This is a genomic window from Streptomyces sp. NPDC026500 (assembly GCF_055567635.1).
Genome location: NZ_JBVHQB010000009.1, coordinates 278928 through 296596, shown reverse-complemented (window position 1 = coordinate 296596; position 17669 = coordinate 278928). Strand labels below are relative to the sequence as shown.

At 72.7% G+C, this 17669-nt stretch carries 14 protein-coding genes; 8 read left to right on the top strand and 6 right to left on the bottom strand.

Annotated features, from left to right (window positions below):
• Nucleotides 1–123: 123 nt before the first annotated feature.
• Nucleotides 124–2175, top strand: a complete 2052-nt coding sequence (locus ACZ4N5_RS19110; protein WP_467758222.1) for a HEAT repeat domain-containing protein — start codon at nucleotides 124–126, stop codon at nucleotides 2173–2175.
• Between the two features lie 72 nt (nucleotides 2176–2247).
• On the opposite strand, the gene ACZ4N5_RS19105 is transcribed toward ACZ4N5_RS19110, so the two are convergent.
• Entirely contained in the window at nucleotides 2248–2826 is a 579-nt protein-coding gene (locus ACZ4N5_RS19105) for an Rv1733c family protein (protein WP_467758221.1), read from the bottom strand.
• A gap of 282 nt (nucleotides 2827–3108) precedes the next feature.
• On the opposite strand from ACZ4N5_RS19105, the gene ACZ4N5_RS19100 reads away from it, so the two are divergent.
• From ACZ4N5_RS19100 to ACZ4N5_RS19085, 4 genes are all read left to right on the top strand, one after another.
• Nucleotides 3109–4194: a WD40/YVTN/BNR-like repeat-containing protein gene (locus ACZ4N5_RS19100; RefSeq protein ID WP_467758220.1), complete on the top strand. Its 1086-nt coding sequence runs from the start codon at nucleotides 3109–3111 to the stop codon at nucleotides 4192–4194.
• 225 nt (nucleotides 4195–4419) lie between these two features.
• Nucleotides 4420–5097 (top strand): uracil-DNA glycosylase, encoded by a 678-nt coding sequence (locus ACZ4N5_RS19095; protein WP_467758219.1) that lies wholly within the window; start codon nucleotides 4420–4422, stop codon nucleotides 5095–5097.
• The gene (locus ACZ4N5_RS19090) at nucleotides 5094–6209 is read left to right on the top strand and encodes an N-acetylglucosamine kinase (RefSeq protein WP_467758218.1); all 1116 of its coding nucleotides are present in this window, start codon (nucleotides 5094–5096) and stop codon (nucleotides 6207–6209) included. Before ACZ4N5_RS19095 ends, ACZ4N5_RS19090 begins: the two co-directional genes overlap by 4 nt.
• A 105-nt stretch (nucleotides 6210–6314) precedes the next feature.
• Nucleotides 6315–7235 carry a sirohydrochlorin chelatase gene (locus ACZ4N5_RS19085; RefSeq protein WP_467758217.1) on the top strand — a complete coding sequence of 307 codons (921 nt, stop codon included), beginning with the start codon at nucleotides 6315–6317 and terminating at the stop codon, nucleotides 7233–7235.
• Between the two features lie 167 nt (nucleotides 7236–7402).
• Here ACZ4N5_RS19085 and ACZ4N5_RS19080 read toward each other — a convergent pair whose 3' ends face one another.
• The 3 genes from ACZ4N5_RS19080 to ACZ4N5_RS19070 form a co-directional block, all read right to left on the bottom strand.
• A complete protein-coding gene (locus ACZ4N5_RS19080) occupies nucleotides 7403–8449 on the bottom strand; it encodes a lactonase family protein (protein WP_467758278.1) in 1047 nt (348 codons plus the stop codon).
• Between the two features lie 141 nt (nucleotides 8450–8590).
• The gene (locus ACZ4N5_RS19075; protein ID WP_467758277.1) at nucleotides 8591–9664 is read right to left on the bottom strand and encodes a nitric oxide synthase oxygenase; all 1074 of its coding nucleotides are present in this window, start codon (nucleotides 9662–9664) and stop codon (nucleotides 8591–8593) included.
• Nucleotides 9665–10879: 1215 nt separating this feature from the next.
• Complete coding sequence (locus ACZ4N5_RS19070; protein WP_467758216.1) at nucleotides 10880–12367, bottom strand: FUSC family protein; 1488 nt, start codon at nucleotides 12365–12367, stop codon at nucleotides 10880–10882.
• A gap of 240 nt (nucleotides 12368–12607) precedes the next feature.
• Here ACZ4N5_RS19070 and ACZ4N5_RS19065 point away from each other — a divergent pair, with 240 nt between their 5' ends.
• Both ACZ4N5_RS19065 and ACZ4N5_RS19060 read left to right on the top strand, forming a co-directional pair.
• A complete protein-coding gene (locus ACZ4N5_RS19065) occupies nucleotides 12608–13084 on the top strand; it encodes an Lrp/AsnC family transcriptional regulator (protein WP_261703115.1) in 477 nt (158 codons plus the stop codon).
• Between the two features lie 160 nt (nucleotides 13085–13244).
• Nucleotides 13245–13940 carry an HAD family hydrolase gene (locus ACZ4N5_RS19060; protein WP_467758215.1) on the top strand — a complete coding sequence of 232 codons (696 nt, stop codon included), beginning with the start codon at nucleotides 13245–13247 and terminating at the stop codon, nucleotides 13938–13940.
• A gap of 282 nt (nucleotides 13941–14222) precedes the next feature.
• Here the strand turns inward: ACZ4N5_RS19060 and ACZ4N5_RS19055 are convergent, their stop codons facing one another.
• Both ACZ4N5_RS19055 and ACZ4N5_RS19050 read right to left on the bottom strand, forming a co-directional pair.
• On the bottom strand, nucleotides 14223–14852 hold the full coding sequence (locus ACZ4N5_RS19055) for a dihydrofolate reductase family protein (protein ID WP_467758214.1): 630 nt from the start codon (nucleotides 14850–14852) through the stop codon (nucleotides 14223–14225).
• Between the two features lie 214 nt (nucleotides 14853–15066).
• Entirely contained in the window at nucleotides 15067–16131 is a 1065-nt protein-coding gene (locus ACZ4N5_RS19050) for an NAD(+)/NADH kinase (protein ID WP_467758213.1), read from the bottom strand.
• Nucleotides 16132–16872: 741 nt separating this feature from the next.
• Between ACZ4N5_RS19050 and ACZ4N5_RS19045 the strand changes: the two genes are divergently transcribed.
• On the top strand, nucleotides 16873–17553 hold the full coding sequence (locus ACZ4N5_RS19045) for a class I SAM-dependent DNA methyltransferase (RefSeq protein ID WP_467758212.1): 681 nt from the start codon (nucleotides 16873–16875) through the stop codon (nucleotides 17551–17553).
• The last annotated feature ends 116 nt before the right edge of the window (nucleotides 17554–17669 follow it).

Here is a 17669-nt window from a genome sequence, read left to right as displayed (position 1 = left end):
TAAAGCGGCCGTTCGCTCCGTAGTTGGCTGGGTTGACGCCATCGACGGGACGGTCCCCGGGCGTCACTGTCAGTGCCGTGGTGCACACTCACGATCAATGGCCGTACGCCTGGGGAGGACACCGTGTTCAGGGGGATCGACGAGGTCGACTGGGCCTCGATGGAGCATGCCTACGGAAGCGCCGCGGACGTGCCGGAGCTGCTGCGGGGACTCGCCTCGCCCCTCCCCCAGGAGCGGGAGACCGCGCTCGACGGGATGTACGGGGCCGTGCACCACCAGGGCGACGTGTACGACTCGACGCTGGCGTCCATCCCCTTCCTCTTCACGCTCGCCGGACACGTGGGACTCCCTGACCGGGGCGAAATCGTGGAGTTGCTCGCCAGCATCGGAGGATCGGGCGACGAGGACGACTACGAGGAGGGAGAGGACGACGTCGTACCCGCCCGGGACGCGGAGGACCGCGAGGACGACAACTACGCGATGGCGCGCACGGCGATCCGGGCGGGTGCCGCGGTCTTCCTGGACCTCGTCGCTGACGGGGACCCGCAGGTGCGCCGCGCAGCGCCGTCGGCGCTCGTACGCTTCCACGACGAACCGCCGCGCGTACTGGCCCTGTTGAGGGAGCGGCTGCGGGACGAGCAGGAGGACGGCGTCCGGCTCGCACTGGTGGAGAGCCTCGGGCTCTTCGCCCGGCTGTACGCCGATTCCGCGGCCCCGGCGGTGGACTGTCTGGAGTCGCTGTGCGCCGCCCCGAACGACCCGGGGCTGCGGCTCGCGGCGCTCGGACAGCTCGCCTCGTGCGCCCCCGGCCGACTGCCCGCCGACCTTGTGCCCACCGTCGTCGCACTGCTCCACACCAGGTCACAGCACTGCCGGCCGTCCGGCGAGCCCGTCCGGACGTCCTCCGACACCCTCATCGGCAGTCTGCGCCGCATGCGACCGGCGGACGAGGAGGGCGCCCAGCTGCTCCGGACGCTCCACAAGGCGCTGGGCTCCCGCACCGCGGACCGGATCGCCCTGCTCAAGGGGCAGTTGAGCAGCCAGGACACCGCCGATCGGTGCAACGCCGTGTGGATGTCGGCGGGGCTGTTCCGCGAGTGGCGTGCCGCGTACGAGGAGCCGGTCGCGCTGATCGGTGAGCAACTCGGCTCGGAGGAGGAGCGGTTGCGCTGGGCCGCGGTGTCCGTCCTGGAGTTCCTCTTCACTCTGGCGGCTCCGGCGGCCGACCGGCTAGCCACCCTCGTGGAGTCGGGACCGAACTCCTGGGGGCGTGGCTCGGCGACGCTGGGCCGCCCCCTGAAGGCCCTGGCCAGGTGCGGGGACGCACGGGCGGTGCCGGCCCTCGCGGAAGTGCTGCGCCACCCGCTGGTGCCGAACGAAGCCGGGTACACGATCGGTCATCTGGGCCCCGCCGCGGCGCCCCTTGCCCCGCTGCTGCGGGAGCGGCTGGCCGAGGTCCCCCTCGACGATCCGGAGACCTACGGCCGGGCCGCGCCGTTGCTGTCCGGGCTCGGCACCCTGCGGTACGCCCCCGCCGTGCCGGAGGTGCTGCGGCTGCTGCACGGCACACCGCGCGAACTGCGGCTCCGGGACGCTCTGGTGAAGGAGCTGACCAGGGCGCTCGGCGCGTTCGGGGCACCGGCGCACGAGGCGATACCGGCGCTGCGGGAGCTGCTGACCGGCGGGAACGCCGTGGCGGCGGCCGACGCGCTCTGGTCCGTGGAGGGGGACGCGGGGGCGGTCCTTCCGCCGCTGCTACGGGCACTGACCTCGGAGCGGGACACCGGCGGTCCCCGGACGGCGGCCGAGGCCCTCGGCCGCATGGGGGCAGCGGCAGCACCCGCGCTTCCCGCACTGCGCCGCCTGACCGACTCCGCCGAGGTGTGGGAGCGGACCGCCGCCGCCTGTGCCCTGTGGGACATCGCCGGAGATCCGGTACCCGTCCTGCCGGTGTTCCGCGCCGCCTGGATGGAGAACCCTTACACCCGGGGCACCATCACCGCATGCCTCGTCCGGATGGGCGACGCCGGCGCACCCGTCCACGACCTGGTCCGTGCGGAACTGGCCTCGCCCCGGCGACACCGGGCGCGCTCCGGTGGCCACGGCAGCCACGACGTCCTCGATGACGAACTGCTCCTGCGGGACTGCCGTGCGGTCCTGGAGTCCGGGCGCTGAAGCCGGGACAGCGCGCGGCCGCCACGCAGGCCGCTCGTTCGGCGACCCGGGCGAGGTCCCTGAACGACCCGCTCAGCTCGTCATCCGGCCCCACTGCGGTCCGATCCGCTCCCACTCCTCGTCCCACCGCCGCATGCGCCGCCGTTCCAGACGGCCGCGGAGAAGGCGCCCGGCCATGAAGGGGACGCCCGCCACGCCCACGCCGGCGAAGGTGCCGATCATGTAGGCGCGCAGCCGGGCCACGGCGACGGTGGTGGGCCGGGTGACGAGGCGCCCGTCGGGGTCGGTCCACACCAGGACCGGGGTGTCCGCCGAGGTGCCCGCGTAGACCCGTACCTGGCCGGAGCGAGGGGTGCCGTCCGGCGCCGTCCAGCGGACCTTCGTCCACACGACGCGACCGGCGGGTTCCGTCCGCCCCGCCTCCGGCGCGTCCTCGGTCAGTCGAGCGGGGACGGCGTGCCACTCCGCGCGTTGCTGGGCGAGACCCTGCTCCACGGCGCGGATGGTCGCCAGGCCCGTGACCGCGCCGGCGAGCACCGTGAGCGCCCAGGCCGCGAGCATGATCCAGGCCTCCAGGACATCGCTCCGCCGCCGCAGCGGGTTGCGCCGCCACCGCCACAGCCAGGCCCTCGGACCACGGAATGCCGCCATCAAGGGCATCCTCCTCACCACCGTACGGACACACCACATCTCCCTCCCTTACGCGCCTGCTCCGCGCGATGCTCACGCCCCGTGCCCGTCGGCTCGTGCGTCGCGGGAGCCAGGTGCCGCGCGGCCCGCCCCGCGACCGGTATCCGACCGGGGCGGCGAACCCCGCCGTCCGCCGACACGACCCGTCCGAGCTGCGGAAACGCGAGGCCGGGAGGTGACTGTCAGTGCCGGGGTGCAGACTGGCCCGTATCGCAGACAACGACGTCGCGGAGGTGGTCGGCCATGGCCGACGTACTGCTCACGGTGGGCACTCGCAAAGGTCTCTTCATCGGGCGACGGCGCGACGGCGCCTGGGAGTTCGACGAGAATCCGTACTTCAACGCGCAGGCCGTGTACTCGGTCGCGATCGACACCCGGGGCGACCGACCGCGGCTGCTGGCCGGCGGGGACAGCGCGCACTGGGGCCCGTCCGTGTTCCACTCCGACGATCTGGGACTGACGTGGACCGAACCGGCGCGGCCCGCCGTCAAGTTCCCCAAGGAGACGGGCGCCTCGCTGGAGCGGGTGTGGCAGCTGCACCCGGCGGCCGCCGAACCGGACGTGGTGTACGCGGGGACGGAGCCGGCCGCGTTGTACCGCTCGGAGGACCGGGGCGAGTCCTTCGAACTGGTCCGTCCCCTGTGGGAGCACCCCACCCGCTCGAAGTGGGTCCCGGGCGGAGGCGGTGAGGGGCTGCACACCATCCTCACCGACGAGCGCGACCCGCGGGCCGTGACGGTCGCCGTCTCCACGGCCGGAGTCTTCCGCACCGCCGACAGCGGCGCGAGCTGGGAGCCCGCCAACTCCGGTGTCTCGGCGGTGTTCCTGCCGGATCCGAACCCGGAGTTCGGGCAGTGCGTGCACAAGGTCGCGCGCGACGCGGCGGACCCGGACCGGCTCTATCTCCAGAACCACTGGGGGGTGTACCGCAGCGACGACGCGGGTGGGCAGTGGACCGACATCGGCGCGGGCCTGCCGTCCACGTTCGGGTTCGCGGTGGCGACGCATCCGCACCGCGGCGACACGGCGTACGTCTTCCCGATCAACGCGGATTCGGACAGGGTCCCGGCCGACCGCCGGTGCCGTGTCTTCCGCACGGAGGACGCCGGCGTGAACTGGGAGCCGCTGACGGCGGGACTGCCCTCCGAGGACCACTACGGCACGGTGCTGCGCGACGCGCTGTGCACGGACGGCGCGGACCCGGCGGGCGTGTACTTCGGCAATCGCAACGGCGAGGTGTACGCGTCGGCGGACGACGGCGACAGCTGGCAGCAGCTCGCCTCGCATCTGCCCGATGTCCTGTGCGTCCGCGCGGCAGTCGTGGACTGAGCACGGTGGTGCCATGACAGCGGTCACGGCCTGAGAGCGGTCGCGGTCCCAGAGAGTCGTGGCTCGGAAACGGTCGCGGCTTGGGATCCCGGAGACTCCAACAGTCCGCGGCGGCAGGTGTCTTGTGCCCGGAGAACGTCCGATTCGACGACGAATCGGTCATCCTCGGTCGCGTGACGGCCACCGGTTTGATCTCCGCCATGTGTACGGCAGTAGGGTGACGCCGTGGCACCACGACCGTTGCATGAGATCGTCGAACCGGGCTGGGCGAAAGCCCTCGACCCCGTGGCCGGACGGATCGCCGAGATGGGCGACTTCCTGCGCGCGGAGATCGCCGCGGGACGCACCTACCTACCGGCCGGGGCGAATGTCCTGCGAGCCTTCCAGCAGCCCTTCGACGAGGTACGCGTCCTCATCGTCGGTCAGGACCCCTATCCGACACCGGGACACGCTGTGGGGCTGTCGTTCTCGGTGGCCCCTGAGGTACGTCCGCTGCCGCCCAGCCTGATCAACATCTTCCGCGAGCTGAACACCGACCTCGGGGCGCCCCAGCCGTCGACCGGTGACCTCACCCCCTGGACGAAGCAGGGTGTTCTGTTGCTCAACAGGGCGCTCACCACGGCTCCCCGCAGCCCCGCCGCACACCGCGGCAAGGGCTGGGAGGAAGTCACCGAACAGGCGATACGGGCGCTGGCCGCTCGCGGCCGGCCGCTGGTGTCGATCCTGTGGGGCCGCGACGCCCGCAATCTGCGCCCCCTGCTCGGCGATCTCCCCTCGGTGGAGTCCTCGCACCCCTCGCCCATGTCGGCCGACCGCGGCTTCTTCGGTTCCCGCCCCTTCAGCCGCGCCAACGACCTGCTGACCAGGCAGGGAGCGGAGCCGGTGGACTGGCGCCTGCCGTGACGTCCGACGGTGTACGCGGCGGGCGGCGGAGCGGTCCGGGGCCATCCGTGGTGCTGGCCGTGGACTCCGGCGGTTCGGGGCTGCGCGTGGCGCTCGCCGCGCACGGGGTGACGGGCGACGCCGGCTCCCCCGTACGCCAAGGGGCGGCGCCTTGCCCGGCCCCGCTCAGTGACCCCCTGACCTCCGAGGAACCGGTCCGTACCGGCCCGCGCGGGATCTCGGCCGGGCATCTGCTGGATCAACTCTTGCCGATGGCACGGCGGTTGATGACCGAGGCAGGAACCGAGCGGCTCGGGGCGATCGCCATCGGCGCGGCCGGCCTGGCCACGCTCGGTGACGAACTGCGGGACGAGCTGCCGACGGCGCTGGAGCGCGAGCTAGGGGTACGGCGACTCGCCCTGGCGGCCGACGCGGTGACCGCGTACACGGGTGCGCTCGGCCCTCGGGCGGGTGCCGTGATCGCGGCCGGCACCGGCATGATCGCGATCGGTACCGACCTCACGTCGTGGCGCAGGGCCGACGGGTGGGGTCATCTGCTCGGCGACTGCGGCGGCGGCGCGTGGATCGGTGGCGCGGGCCTGGAGGCGGCCCTGCGGGCGTTCGACGGCCGCCCGGGCGGCTCGGCCGCACTGCTGGCGCGGGCGGAGGAGATGTTCGGACCGATGCCGGGGCTGCCTGGACGGTTGTACCCGCGCACCGACCGGCCCGCCGTGCTCGCCTCCTTCGCCCCGGAGGTGGCCTCCCGTGCCGCGAGCGATCCCGTGGCGGCGGACATCCTGCGAGGCGCCGCACGGCACATGGCCGAGTCGGCCGCGGCAGTGTGCCCGGTCGACGGCGAGCCCCATCTCGCGCTCACCGGGGGCCTGTTCAAGATGGGCGCCCCGCTCCTCGACCCCCTGCGCGAGGAGTTGGCCGAGCGGCTGCCGCACGCCCGGCAGGTTCCGGCCACGGGCGACCCGCTCGACGGCGCGCTCCGGATCGCCGCCGACTTGGCGAACGGCCTGCTCACGCTGCCCCTGGACGAGCGGATGTTGCACGTGGCGACTGAAAAGCCGTATCCGGAAATCGATGGCCGGAATTCATCGCAGGACCGACAAGTCCGTGATTACTGATCACTTCTGATCCGTACGTAACTCATCAGACAAAAGCGGACGGATACCGCTCACCTGCACCCTCCCCGAACAGGGGAACCCAAGAAACCAGTAACATGCGGCGCCATGAGCTCCCCCACTGGGCCCGCGTCCGGCCTGCCAGTACGAATGCCGCGACCCCGCCAAGCCGGGCGGCACCGCCGTCCGGAACCCCTGGCGGCTCCCGAGGGCGCGCCCGCGCTCGTCCTCGCGGTGCCGGGCACCCCCAGCGCGGCCACGCGCAGCCTCGCCGAGGAGGTCGTGAGCATCGCGCGCTCCGAGCTCCCCGGCCTCGATGCCCGCATCGGTTACCTGGACGGGGACGACGAGTTCCCCACGCTGCAGTCCGTGCTGACCCACGCCGCCGAGGAGCGCACCGCGCGCTTCGAGCAGGCCCGCGCCGCCGGTTCCGACGTCTCCGCGCCCGACGGCCCGGTCGGCATCGTGGTACCGCTGCTCGCCGGTCCGGACAACGCCTTGCTGCGCCGCATCCGCCAGGCGGTCATGGACAGCCGCGTCGCGGCAGAACTGACCGATGTCCTCGGTCCGCACCCGCTGCTCGCCGAGGCGCTGCACGTTCGCCTGTCCGAGGCCGGTCTGGCCCGCGCCGACCGTGCCCGGCTGTTCACCGTGGCGACCGCCGCGGACGGCATCGTCCTCGCCACCGTCGGCGGCGAGGACGCCGTGCAGGCCGCCGGGATCACCGGCATGCTGCTCGCCGCGCGGCTCGCCGTGCCGGTCATGGCGGCGGCGCTCGACGAGGAAGGGTCCATCGCGGCCATCGCCGAGCAGCTGCGCGGCTCGGGTTCGCAGCAGCTCGCGCTCGCCCCGTACCTGATCGGTCCGGAGCTCGACGCGGGTCTGCTCGACGCGGCGGCCAAGGAGGCCGGCTGCAGCGCCGCCGAGGCCCTCGGCCCGTACCCGGCGATCGGCAAGCTCGCGCTGGCCCAGTACACGTCGGCGCTGGGTATCGCGCCGCCGCAGAACCAGGGAGCGCCGGCCTTCTAGTCGGCCGGTACACCCGCACTACCCGTACAACCCGTACTACCCGCACATCGAAAGGGCCCGCTCCTGTGACAGGAGGGGCCCTTTCCCATGGGCGCGAGACGTACGCCGCGTGAATCCCCGGATCAGCCGGGGCAGCCGGGGCAGACAGATCTGCCGGGTCGGCCAGGTCAGCCGAAGACCACGCAGGACGCCGCGGGTGCCTCGACCGAGCCGCCGCGGTGCGGCACGCCCGTGTCCGGGTCGACGGTGAACCAGGTCACGTCGCCGGAGCGCTCGTTGGCCGCGTACAGGAAGCGGCCAGAGGGGTCGAGGGCCAGCGCACGGGGCCAGACGCCGCCACAGGGCACCGTGGCGACCAGCCTGAGCCCCTCGCCCACCCCGTCGGGCGTGAGCACGGAGACGACGTCCTGGCCGCGGGTTGCGGTCCACACGAAGCGGCCGTCGGGCGAGACGACGATGCCCGAGGGGTACGCGTCGCCGTCCGGGACACCGGAGAGTACCGACGTCTCGCCGATGGGCCGCAGCGCGCCTTCGGCGGCGTCCCAGCGGCAGACCGTGACGGTCGGGGCGAGTTCGTTGAGGACGTACGCGTGCTCGCCCCGCGGGTGGAAGACGAGGTGGCGGGGCCCGGAGCCGGGGCGCAGGGCGATCTCGCGGTGCAGGGTGAGCGTTCCGCCGTCGAGGGCGCACACCCGGAGGGAGTCCGTGCCGAGGTCGACGCTGACCGCCCATCGGCCCGTGGGGTCGGGCTGCACCTGGTGGGCGTGCGGACCTTGCTGCCGCTTCGTGTGCGGACCGGAACCGGTGTGCTGGAGCACGCTGGAGGCGGCGACGGCGAGTCCGCCGCCGGGCCGGATGGGCACGGCGGTGACGCTGCCCGAGCCGTAGTTGGCGGTCAGGACGTGTCCGTCGAAGACACTGAGGTGGGTGGGCCCGCTGCCGCCGGTGCGGATCGGCGGACCGGTCAGTTCCGGCTTGTCGGCGTGCACGCGGTAGGCGGCCACCGCGCCCTCGGCGGTCTCGCTGACCGCGTACAGGACATCGTGTGCGGGCGAGAGGGCGAGGTACGAGGGGTCGGGCACGCCGTCGACCGCGCTCAGGACGGTCAGTGCGCCGCTGTCCGGATCGACGGCCGCCGTGAGGACACCGAGGCCTCCCGCCGCCGTGAACGAGCCGATGAACGCCCGCTGTTGCCGCCTGCCGCCGACTGCCACTGCTGTCCCCTCTCGGTCCCGCGTCATCGGGGGCGACGGTAGCAGTCGGGGCACCGCGGTCTAGACCAGAGTGGGTGGGCCGGTCGACCGGCCGGAACGGCCCGGCTGGAACAGCGGCTGGAACAGCGAGTGGAGCGCGGGCTAGAGCGGGATCACGCCCCGCGCCCGGTCCAGGGCCTCCGGGTGGTGGACGTAGGCCGGAGTCCGTTCGACGGTGTCGAACGTGCGGTGGAAGACGGGCGTCGCGCTGCCCGAGATCGGGGGCACGATCCACGACCAGTCGGCGCCCACCGGGCGGCCCTTGCTCTCCTCGCGTCCCAGATGAGTGAGGAACCGCCGGGACTCGGTGTGATGGTCGGTGACGGTGACGCCCGCACGGTCGAAGGAGTCCAGGACCGAGCGGTTGAGTTCGACGAGGGCGCGGTCCTTCCACAGGGAACGGTCGGTGCGGGTGTCGAGGCCGAGGCGCTCGGCTATGAACGGCAGAAGGTCGTAGCGGTCGGTGTCGGCGAGGTTGCGGGCACCGATCTCCGTGCCCATGTACCAGCCGTTGAAGGGCGCGGCCGGGTAGCAGACGCCGCCTATCTCCAGGCACATGTTGGAGATGGCGGGCACCGCGTGCCAGCGCAGTCCGAGCGTGTGCCACCAGGTGTACTCGGGGTGGCCGAGCTCCACTTCGAGCACCGCGTCCTCGGGCAGCGCGAACCAGCGCGGCTCGGCGCCGGTGTCCTGGATCACCAGCGGAAGGACGTCGAAGGGCGTGCCGGGGCCGCCGGGCCAGCCGAGCCGGCGGGCGGCCGCGGTGAGGCCGGCGTTGCGCGGGTCGCCGGTCACGCCGCCGTCGGGGCGTGGGTAGCCCGCGTACCGGATGAGCTGTTCGTTCCAGATCCTGGGGCCGGGGCGCTCGGGTGTGTCGGGCGCGAAGACCGTGATGAGCGACCGGATCCTGCCGTCGCGCGTGGCCTCCCGGAGGTGGTCGGCCGACGCCTCGGCGACCTCACCGGCGTCCCGTACGTCGCGGCGGTCGCGCACGCTCAGCGAGTTCCAGTACAGCCGGCCGATGCAGCGGTTGGCGTTGCGCCAGGCGACCCGCGCGCCGAAGACGAGTTCCCTGGTGGTGTGCCGGTACGTCCCCGTGTCCGCGATCTCCGCGCGGACGGCGGTGATCCGGCGGGCCGGATCACCCAGGCGCTCCTCGGTGCGGTGGAGCGTGATGAACTCGGCGGCGGCGCGGAGCAGGTCGTGGGGCGAGTGCGGGAGGCGTCGGTGCGGGGCCGGGCCCGGTTCGTTCCGGTCGGAACCGGCCCCGCACCCGGCGCCGGTCCACGTGTCCGGCCCGGTCCGCTCGTCCGACCCGGTCCGCTCGTCCGACCCGGTCCGCTCGTCCGACCCGGTCCGCGTGTCCGACCCGGTCCGCGTGTCCGACCCGGTCCGCGTGTCCGACCCGGTCCGCGTGTCCGGTCCGGTCCGCGTGTCCGACCCGGTGCACGTGTCCGGTCCGGTCCGCGTGTCCGGTCCGGTGCACGTGTCCGGTCCGGTCCGGCCGGGATCCCGGGCTGGCCGGGTCAGTGCCTCGGCTGCGGCCTCCCCGGCCATCAGCCGCCCGCGAAGCCCGGGGATCGGGGTGGCGCCCCGGTCCGGCCAGAGCGTTGCCAGTGCGTCCAGCTGCGCGGACAAGGCGCGGGACGCCGCGGCAATCTCCACGGCGTGGGCGTCGGCCGGAACGGCGGACGAGAACACGTCGTCCGCCCGGCGAGTGTTCCGGGCCTGTTGCCCGTGCGGTCCGCGCGACGGGGCGGAGTCCCCGCAACGGTCGGCCGAGACACCGGACGCATACAGCTCACGAGGCCGCACCAGGTCCCCAGAGCCGTCGGCCGGCACACCGGGCACGTTCGGGGCAGGAGGCCCCGTGAAGTCCGTACGACAATCGGCCGGAGCGCCTGGCGCGTACGGCGCAGGAGGCTGTGTGAAGTCCGTACCGCGGCCGCCACGAGCTTGCGGGGCGCGTGTCGGGGGGTTGGCGGCAGGGGTCGCTCCGAGGCCGTCCAGCGGGCGTCCGCGCCCTCGTTCCGGATCTTCGCCGCGGTGCTCGTCGTCGTGCCGGATCCGGTCCAGCCAGCCGGCCGGGCCGTCGTCCTGGGGGCCCGTGTGCCCGGCGTCCGATCTGTCGGCCGTGGGCTCTTCGTGTGTGGTGCCGCGCGGGAAGTCGCGCATGGTGCCGCCCCCAAGAGTTCCGCCCGCGGGCCGCTCCCGCCCGGTCCGCGGCGCCCGCGTGTCCGAAGGCCGCGGAGTCGCCCGGCGGGTGCGGCGATCCGCCCTGTGGATGGCCGGTAAATCTGCCTCATTCCGGGCGTCCGTGTCCACAGAGGGAGGGCGGCCTCCTGGGACCACGGGTGACGGCCGGACACCGGGGGAAGCGCCCCGCAGACCTCAGGCGCCGAGGAGCAGCGAGCCGCGCAGCGGCGTCTCCAGTTCGACGAGCGCGCGTTCCAGGCCGTGCAGGTGGACGAGCGCCTGCTCGGCCCCTGGGTGGTGGCCCGGGGCGCCGTGGTGGGCCGCCGGAACGCCTCCCGGTACGGCGCCGACCAGGGACTCCATCGCCTTCTCGACCCGTCGGCAGGCCGCCGTGAGACGGGCGTCGTGCGAGGCGTCCGGGTCGGCTGCGACGGCGGCGAGGCCCCGCACCTCGCGCGCGCAGTCGTCGAGCAGGGCGAGGATCGCGCGGGCCCGCTCCTTGCGCTGCCGCATCGGGTTGAGCGGATGCACCAGGGGCGCGAGAGCCATCCGCACGCGCCCCAGAAGTGCTTCGAGCTCCCCCGCGCGCGGCGCGGGGTCGGCCTGACCGTCGCCCGCGAGACGCCGGGCCGCCGCCGAGGTGCAGCCGTGCACGGCGTGCAGGGCGCGCTCGATCCACCGGTCGGTGACCGTGTGCGTGGTGATGGGCAGGACGAGCACGACCGCGAGCGCGGCGCCGAGCGCGCCGACACCGGTCTCGGCGAGCCGGAGCCCCAGCAGACCCGGGTGCAGGACGCCGAGCAGCCCGTAGAGCAGGCCCGCCATGACGGTGACGAAGAACATCATCCAGCTGTACGAGGGCGCGGCCGTGTAGAAGATCCCGAAGACGCTCACCGCGACGAGGACGGCGGTGGGCGCCGGCGCGCCGTGCAGCGGTACGGCGATCAGGAGCCCGGCCACGATCCCGGTGAGCGTGCCGACCACGCGCCGGAAGCCGCGGACCAGCGTCTCGCCACGCGAGGCCGTGTTGACGAAGATCCACCACGCGGTGCCGACGGCCCAGTACCAGCGGTCGTGCGACAGCAGCTGGCCCGCGGTCAGCGCGAAGGCGCAGGCCGCGGTCGCCTGGAAGGCCTGGCGGGTGGCGGGGCGCGCCAGTCCGCGCCCGTCCAGCGGCAGCGGCGCGGCGGGCAGGGGGCTGCGCCGCTCGACGCACCAGGCGCCGAATCGCACGGCCGAGGACGCCGCGAGCGACAGGGCGACGGCGGCGTACAGCTGCGGGAGCTGGCCGGGCACGGCGTGCAGGAACTGGGTGGTGAAGAACATCATGAACGCGAAGATGCCGAGCGCGTGCCCGCGCGGGCCGTAGCGGCGGGCGTACACCCCGATGAAGACCACGGCGAGCCAGGTCGCGTCGCGCAGCGTCGGCAGCCCGTGCAGGGCGGTCGCGATCGTGAGGACCGGCAATCCGGCCACCGGGAGCAGCGCCGTGGTGCCGGCCTGGCCGCGCACCGTCGGGTCGCCGACCGTGAACAGCGCGAGGAGCGCCGCGAGCCCGCCGGTGATCGACGCGGGCAGCGAGAGCCCGGCCAGTTGGCACAGGGCGACCGCGAGGCCGATGCCGAGGACCGCCCGGAGCGAGACCCGCAGCCGGAACAGTCCCGGATCCGGAGCCATGAACATCTTCTTCACCGTCGGCGGCCCGCCCCCACTTCGCACTTCAGCTCTGGTTCGGCATGCGCAGCGCACATGCGAAAGGCGCCGCGGGTCCGGTACGGCGTCCTTGCCGTCCGGCGCTGCGCAGCGCCATCAATAGGGACAAGGTAAGCGGCAGTCGCGAACTGGCTCAACCGGCACGGTTTCAGCTGGGCCATTGGTACAGTTGAAAGTGATCATTGTCGGCCACAGGGAGGCCAACGGACCATGGCCGTCGACGAGCTCGACACCCGCATCCTGCGACTGCTTCTGGAGCAGCCGCGTACCAGCGTCCGCGAATACGCCCGCGTCCTCGGTGTCGCCCGCGGCACGCTTCAGGCACGCCTGGACCGGCTGGAGCGGGACGGGGTGATCACCGGGACGGCCCCGTCGCTGTCCCCCGCGGCTCTCGGCCACCCCGTGCTCGCCTTCGTGCACATCGAGGTCACTCAGGGCCATCTCGACGACGTCGGCGACGCGCTCGCCGCCGTACCGGAGATCATCGAGGCGTTCTCGATCACCGGCGGCGGCGATCTGATCACCCGGGTCGCGGCGCGTGACAACGCCCACCTGGAGGATGTGATCCAAGCGCTCATCAGCCTGCCCGGCGTGGTCCGCACCCGGACCGAGGTGGCACTGCGCGAGCGCGTCCCGCACCGGTTGCTGCCGCTGGTGGAGTCGATCGGGCGGGCGGCGCGGAGCTGAGCACCCGCCCCCGGAACGGGCTGCCCGCGCGGGCAGCCGAGCGGTGACAGGGCGGGCGTCCCCGCACGCCCTGCAGGGCTGCACGGCTGCACGGCTGCACGGCTGCACGGCTGCACGGCTGCACGGCTGCACGGGATCATCCCCGGGCATCCTTGACCGCATGCGCACCCTCGGCAGAACTTCGGTCATCTTCGATCTTGACGGAACGCTCGTGGACAGCGAACCGAACTACTTCGAAGCGGGGCGCCGGACCCTCGCCGAGCAGGGCGTCACCGACTTCACCTGGGACGAGCATGAGCGATACGTCGGTATCAGCACCCAGGAGACGCTCGCGCTCTGGAAGGAGCGCTACGGTCTGACGGCCCCGCTCGACACCCTGCTCACGGAGACGAACCGCCGCTACCTGGAACTGGCGCGCGCCTCCACGCACGTGTACCCGGAGATGCGGACGTTCGTGGAACTGCTGGCCACCGCCGACGTGCCGATGGCCGTGGCCTCCGGTTCCTCGCCCGAGGCGATCGAAGCGATCCTGGCCGGCACGGGCCTCGCCTCCCGGCTCACGAACGTCGTCTCGGCCGACGAGGTGGCGCACGGCAAGCCGGCCCCCGACGTGTTCCTGGAAGCGGCGCGCCGACTGCGCGCCGCCCCGGCGGACTGCGTGGTCCTGGAGGACGCCGCGCCGGGCGCCGCCGCCGCACACGCGGCCGGTATGCGCTGCATCGCCGTCCCGTATGTCGCCGCCCAGGCCGACGACCCTGCCTTCGCCCGGGCCGATCTGCTCCTGCGCGGCGGCCAGGCCGAGTTCACGGCACAGGCGGCGTACGACTGGCTGGCGAGCGGGGTCGTGCGTTCCTGAGCGGCGCACCTGCCACGACGGCCGTACCCGCCGTACCCAGGTACCCGCCCGCCGTACTCGCCGTACCCGCCGCGACAGGAAGCCGCGGACCGGTCACCGCCCGGGGGGGGCAGGCCGCAGACGGTCACCGCCTGGGGGGCAGGCCACAGACCGGTCACCGCACGGGGGCAAGCCTCGGACCGGTCACGCCCGGGGGACAGCCCGCAGATCGGTCACTGTCCGCGGCTCGATGGGCGACGGAGCGGCCGGACCTGACCTGACCTGACCTGACCTGGAGTGCGGTCAGCGACGGACCAGCCGGGCGTGCGTCGCGGCCGGCGATCCGACCAGCTCGGCGACCTTGTAGCCGTCGATCCCGTCCCCGAGGTTGTCGAACAGGCGCTCGCCCCGGCCCAGGAGCCGCGGGACGACGGCCAGGTGCAGTTCGTCGATCAGTCCTGCGCGCAGGTACTGCTGGACGGTGGATGGTCCACCGCCGAGCCGGACGTCCTTGCCCGCCGCCGCCTCGAAGGCACGGGCGAGGACCGTCTCGATGGGTTCGTCGGTGAAGTGGAAGGTCGTTCCGCCCTCCATGGCCACCGAGGGCCGCACATGGTGCGTGTGCACGAACACGTCGTTGTGGTACGGAGGGTTGGGACCCCACCAGCCCGTCCACGACTCGTCCTCCCACGGTCCGCGCTGGGGCCCGAACATATTGCGGCCCATGATGGTGGCGCCGATGTTCTCCTCGCTGCGCTCCACGTACTCGACGTCGATTCCCCCCTTGCCGTCGGCCAGGTCGCGCATCGCGGCGAACATCCATTCATGCATCCCCTCGAAGCCCTCACCGAGCGGGTGTTCGAGACGCTGGTGGGGGCCGGCGGCGTAACCGTCCACCGAAACGGTGATGTTGTGTACGCGCAGCTCGGGCATGACCGTGCTCCTTGGGTTCGTGGTTTCCCGCTCTCACCCGTGCGTCGAACGGGACACACCTGGATCGACAGCTTCTCCCGGAAATTCGCAACATCCCGCGCGACGCGGCCCGACGTCCATGTCGGCCGCACAACGCCCGACGCTGGCCTCCCGAGGCCCGGCATCGGCCGTCCGGCGTGGGCGGTGGGATCCGCGCGGGACACGGGCCACGCCGTCAGCGAGCCGCCGAAGGAGGCGGCAGGCGCAGTTCGGCGAGGTCCGGCGGGATGGGGGTGTCGGGACGGAAGAACGGGGCGGGCTCGCCGTCGGCGGCCGTGGCCGGTGCATCGGTGAGGCGGAAGCGGTCGCGCAGCCGGCCGTAGAAGTCGGTGGGGTGCAGCCGGATGAGGCACACCCGCTGCGGAGCCCGGAAGACCCCGATCCAGTCGCCGGGGTCGAGCACACCGCGCAGCTGGCCGTCGATGCTCACGGCGGCCTGGCCCGAGTGGGGCAGCACCCGCAGGGCGACGGGCTCGTCCGGCGCGGCGACCACACTGCGGTTGAAAGTCATGTGCGGCGCGATCGGCGTGAAGACGACCGCGTCCATGTGCGGGGAGAGCACAGGACCGCCGGCGGCGAAACTGTAGGCCGTCGATCCTGTGGGGGTGGCGACGGCGAAGGCGTCCGCCGAGTAGGAGGCCAGCCTCCGTCCGGCGATGTAGACGCCGACACTCACCTGGCGGTCCCTGGCCAGCTTCTCCAGGACGACGTCGTTCAGGGCTGTGACGTCCAGGGCCACTCCCCAGCCGTCGCCCTCCGTCGTCTCGGCTCTGACCTGCGGCGGTGGCAGGGCGGGACCCCGGCCGTAGTGGAGCAGTGCCTCCATTCCCCCGGGGATCTCCAGGGCGCGGGAGGCCCGCATGGTCAGCGTCATGCGCTCCTCGACCGTTACGTCCCCGTCGTGGACCGCCTGCAGCGCCCGCGTGACGTCGGCTGCCGGTACCTCGGTGAGGAACCCGACCTTGCCGAGGTCGACGCCCAGCACGTTGGCGCCGCTCTTGACGGCGATCCGGGCACCGCGCAGGAAGGTGCCGTCGCCGCCGAGCGTGACGACGAGGTCCGGGTTGCCGGCCGCCGCCGCTTCCGCGCGCCCGCCACGACGCTGCTGGTTCTTGGCCCAGACGTCGATCTCGGTGCACCGGACGCCCCGCGCGTCGCACCAGGCGTGCACAGCTCGGGCGACGTCGCGGGCCGCCGCCCGCCCCTGGTGGACGACCAGGCCGACGCGGTGTACGGACACAGCAACCTCCACGTCCACGTGAGACATGAGCACGTACCGCAGGCCCGGGGTCTGTGGCGGGCGGGCCTCTTCCGGGCTCGGACCGGGACTGGACTGGACACGATCCTTCCACGAATACGACATTCCGGTACCGGGAGAAGGCCGCCCGGCGGCGTCGGGACCGTCGGGGCCGAGGGGGAAATCCGCTGAGCGGGGCGACGGCCGTCGAGCTCCCGGTCACCGGTTCCCGGTGAGTGCCAGGTCGCGTTACCGGCGAGCACATCGGCGTATCTCCAGTTCGTACGCAGTCTTGTTCCCAGTGAGTGCGTCGTCCTGTGCCCAGTGCGCGCGACGACTCCGGCCTCCAGGCCGAGGGCCGGGGTGGTGCCACCGTCGGGACTGCAACTCCGCCCATGCGAAGCCGACTTCGTCGTGTACCCGATCGCGGGGGCGAGTTGTCGCCGCGCCCCGATCCGGCCACAGTGTCCGCCGGGCGGATTCCGGCCGTGTCCGTGCCGCCCGGACACGCCAACTTCCCTGCCGTTCACGCGAGTTCGGCGGCCATGGACAGCCGGGCACCCGGCGCGCGAGCCTGCCCGCCCGCCGAGCGATTTCGGACACTCGGGCATCCCGCCGAACACTGAACGACTATCGTCTCGAATTGACGTCTCCTGAGCGACCTATAAGGCTCGGAGATCCCGTCACGGCCACTTTCATCCGAATTGTGAAATAATCCGATAGCCCCCATGAAAGGTTTCTTTCGTGATCAACAGCAATCACGGGACTGATTACGAGAGCATCCGGCTCGACCGCAGAGGCCAGGCTGAAGCCTTCGACGCCATCGGCGACCGCTACGACGAGGCCTTTCCGCACAAGGAAGGCCAGGTCACCGCGGGCGAGTGGCTGATCGAATCACTCGGCGGGGGATCGCGGGTCCTGGATCTCGGCTGCGGCACGGGCGTGCCGACCTCACGCCAGATGACGGACGCCGGGTTCGAGGTCGTGGGGGTCGACCTCTCCGGCGGCATGGTGAAGCTCGCGAGCACCTACGTCCCCGACGCGACGTTCCATCAACTGGACGTCGCCGACCTGCGGCCGGGTGGCCCACGCGACCTCGGCCGCTTCGACGCCGTCGCCGCCTTCTTCTCGCTGCTGATGCTGCCGCGCGAGGAGATTCCCCTCGCTCTACTGACCATCCGTCACCTTCTGGTTCCCGGTGGCCTGTTCGTCCTGTCGATGGTCGAGGCCGATGTGGACGACTTCTCGATCCCGTTCCTCGGGAACACGATCAGGGTCTCCGGCTATCTGCGGGAGGACCTGCACAAGGTCATCGAGGAGGCGGGCTTCGAGATCGTCAAGGAGAACTCGTACACGTACGCCCCCGCGGTGGCCGATGTCCCGCCCGAGGAACAGGTGTTCCTCTGCTGCAGACGGTGTGACTGAGGAGGCGGAGTCCGAGCCGCGGACCGCGCACCCACTGGACGGGACAGAACGCGTGACCGAGCACCACACCCCCCACGAGGGCACCGCCCCGCCGCAGGGCCCCGCCTCACCTGCCG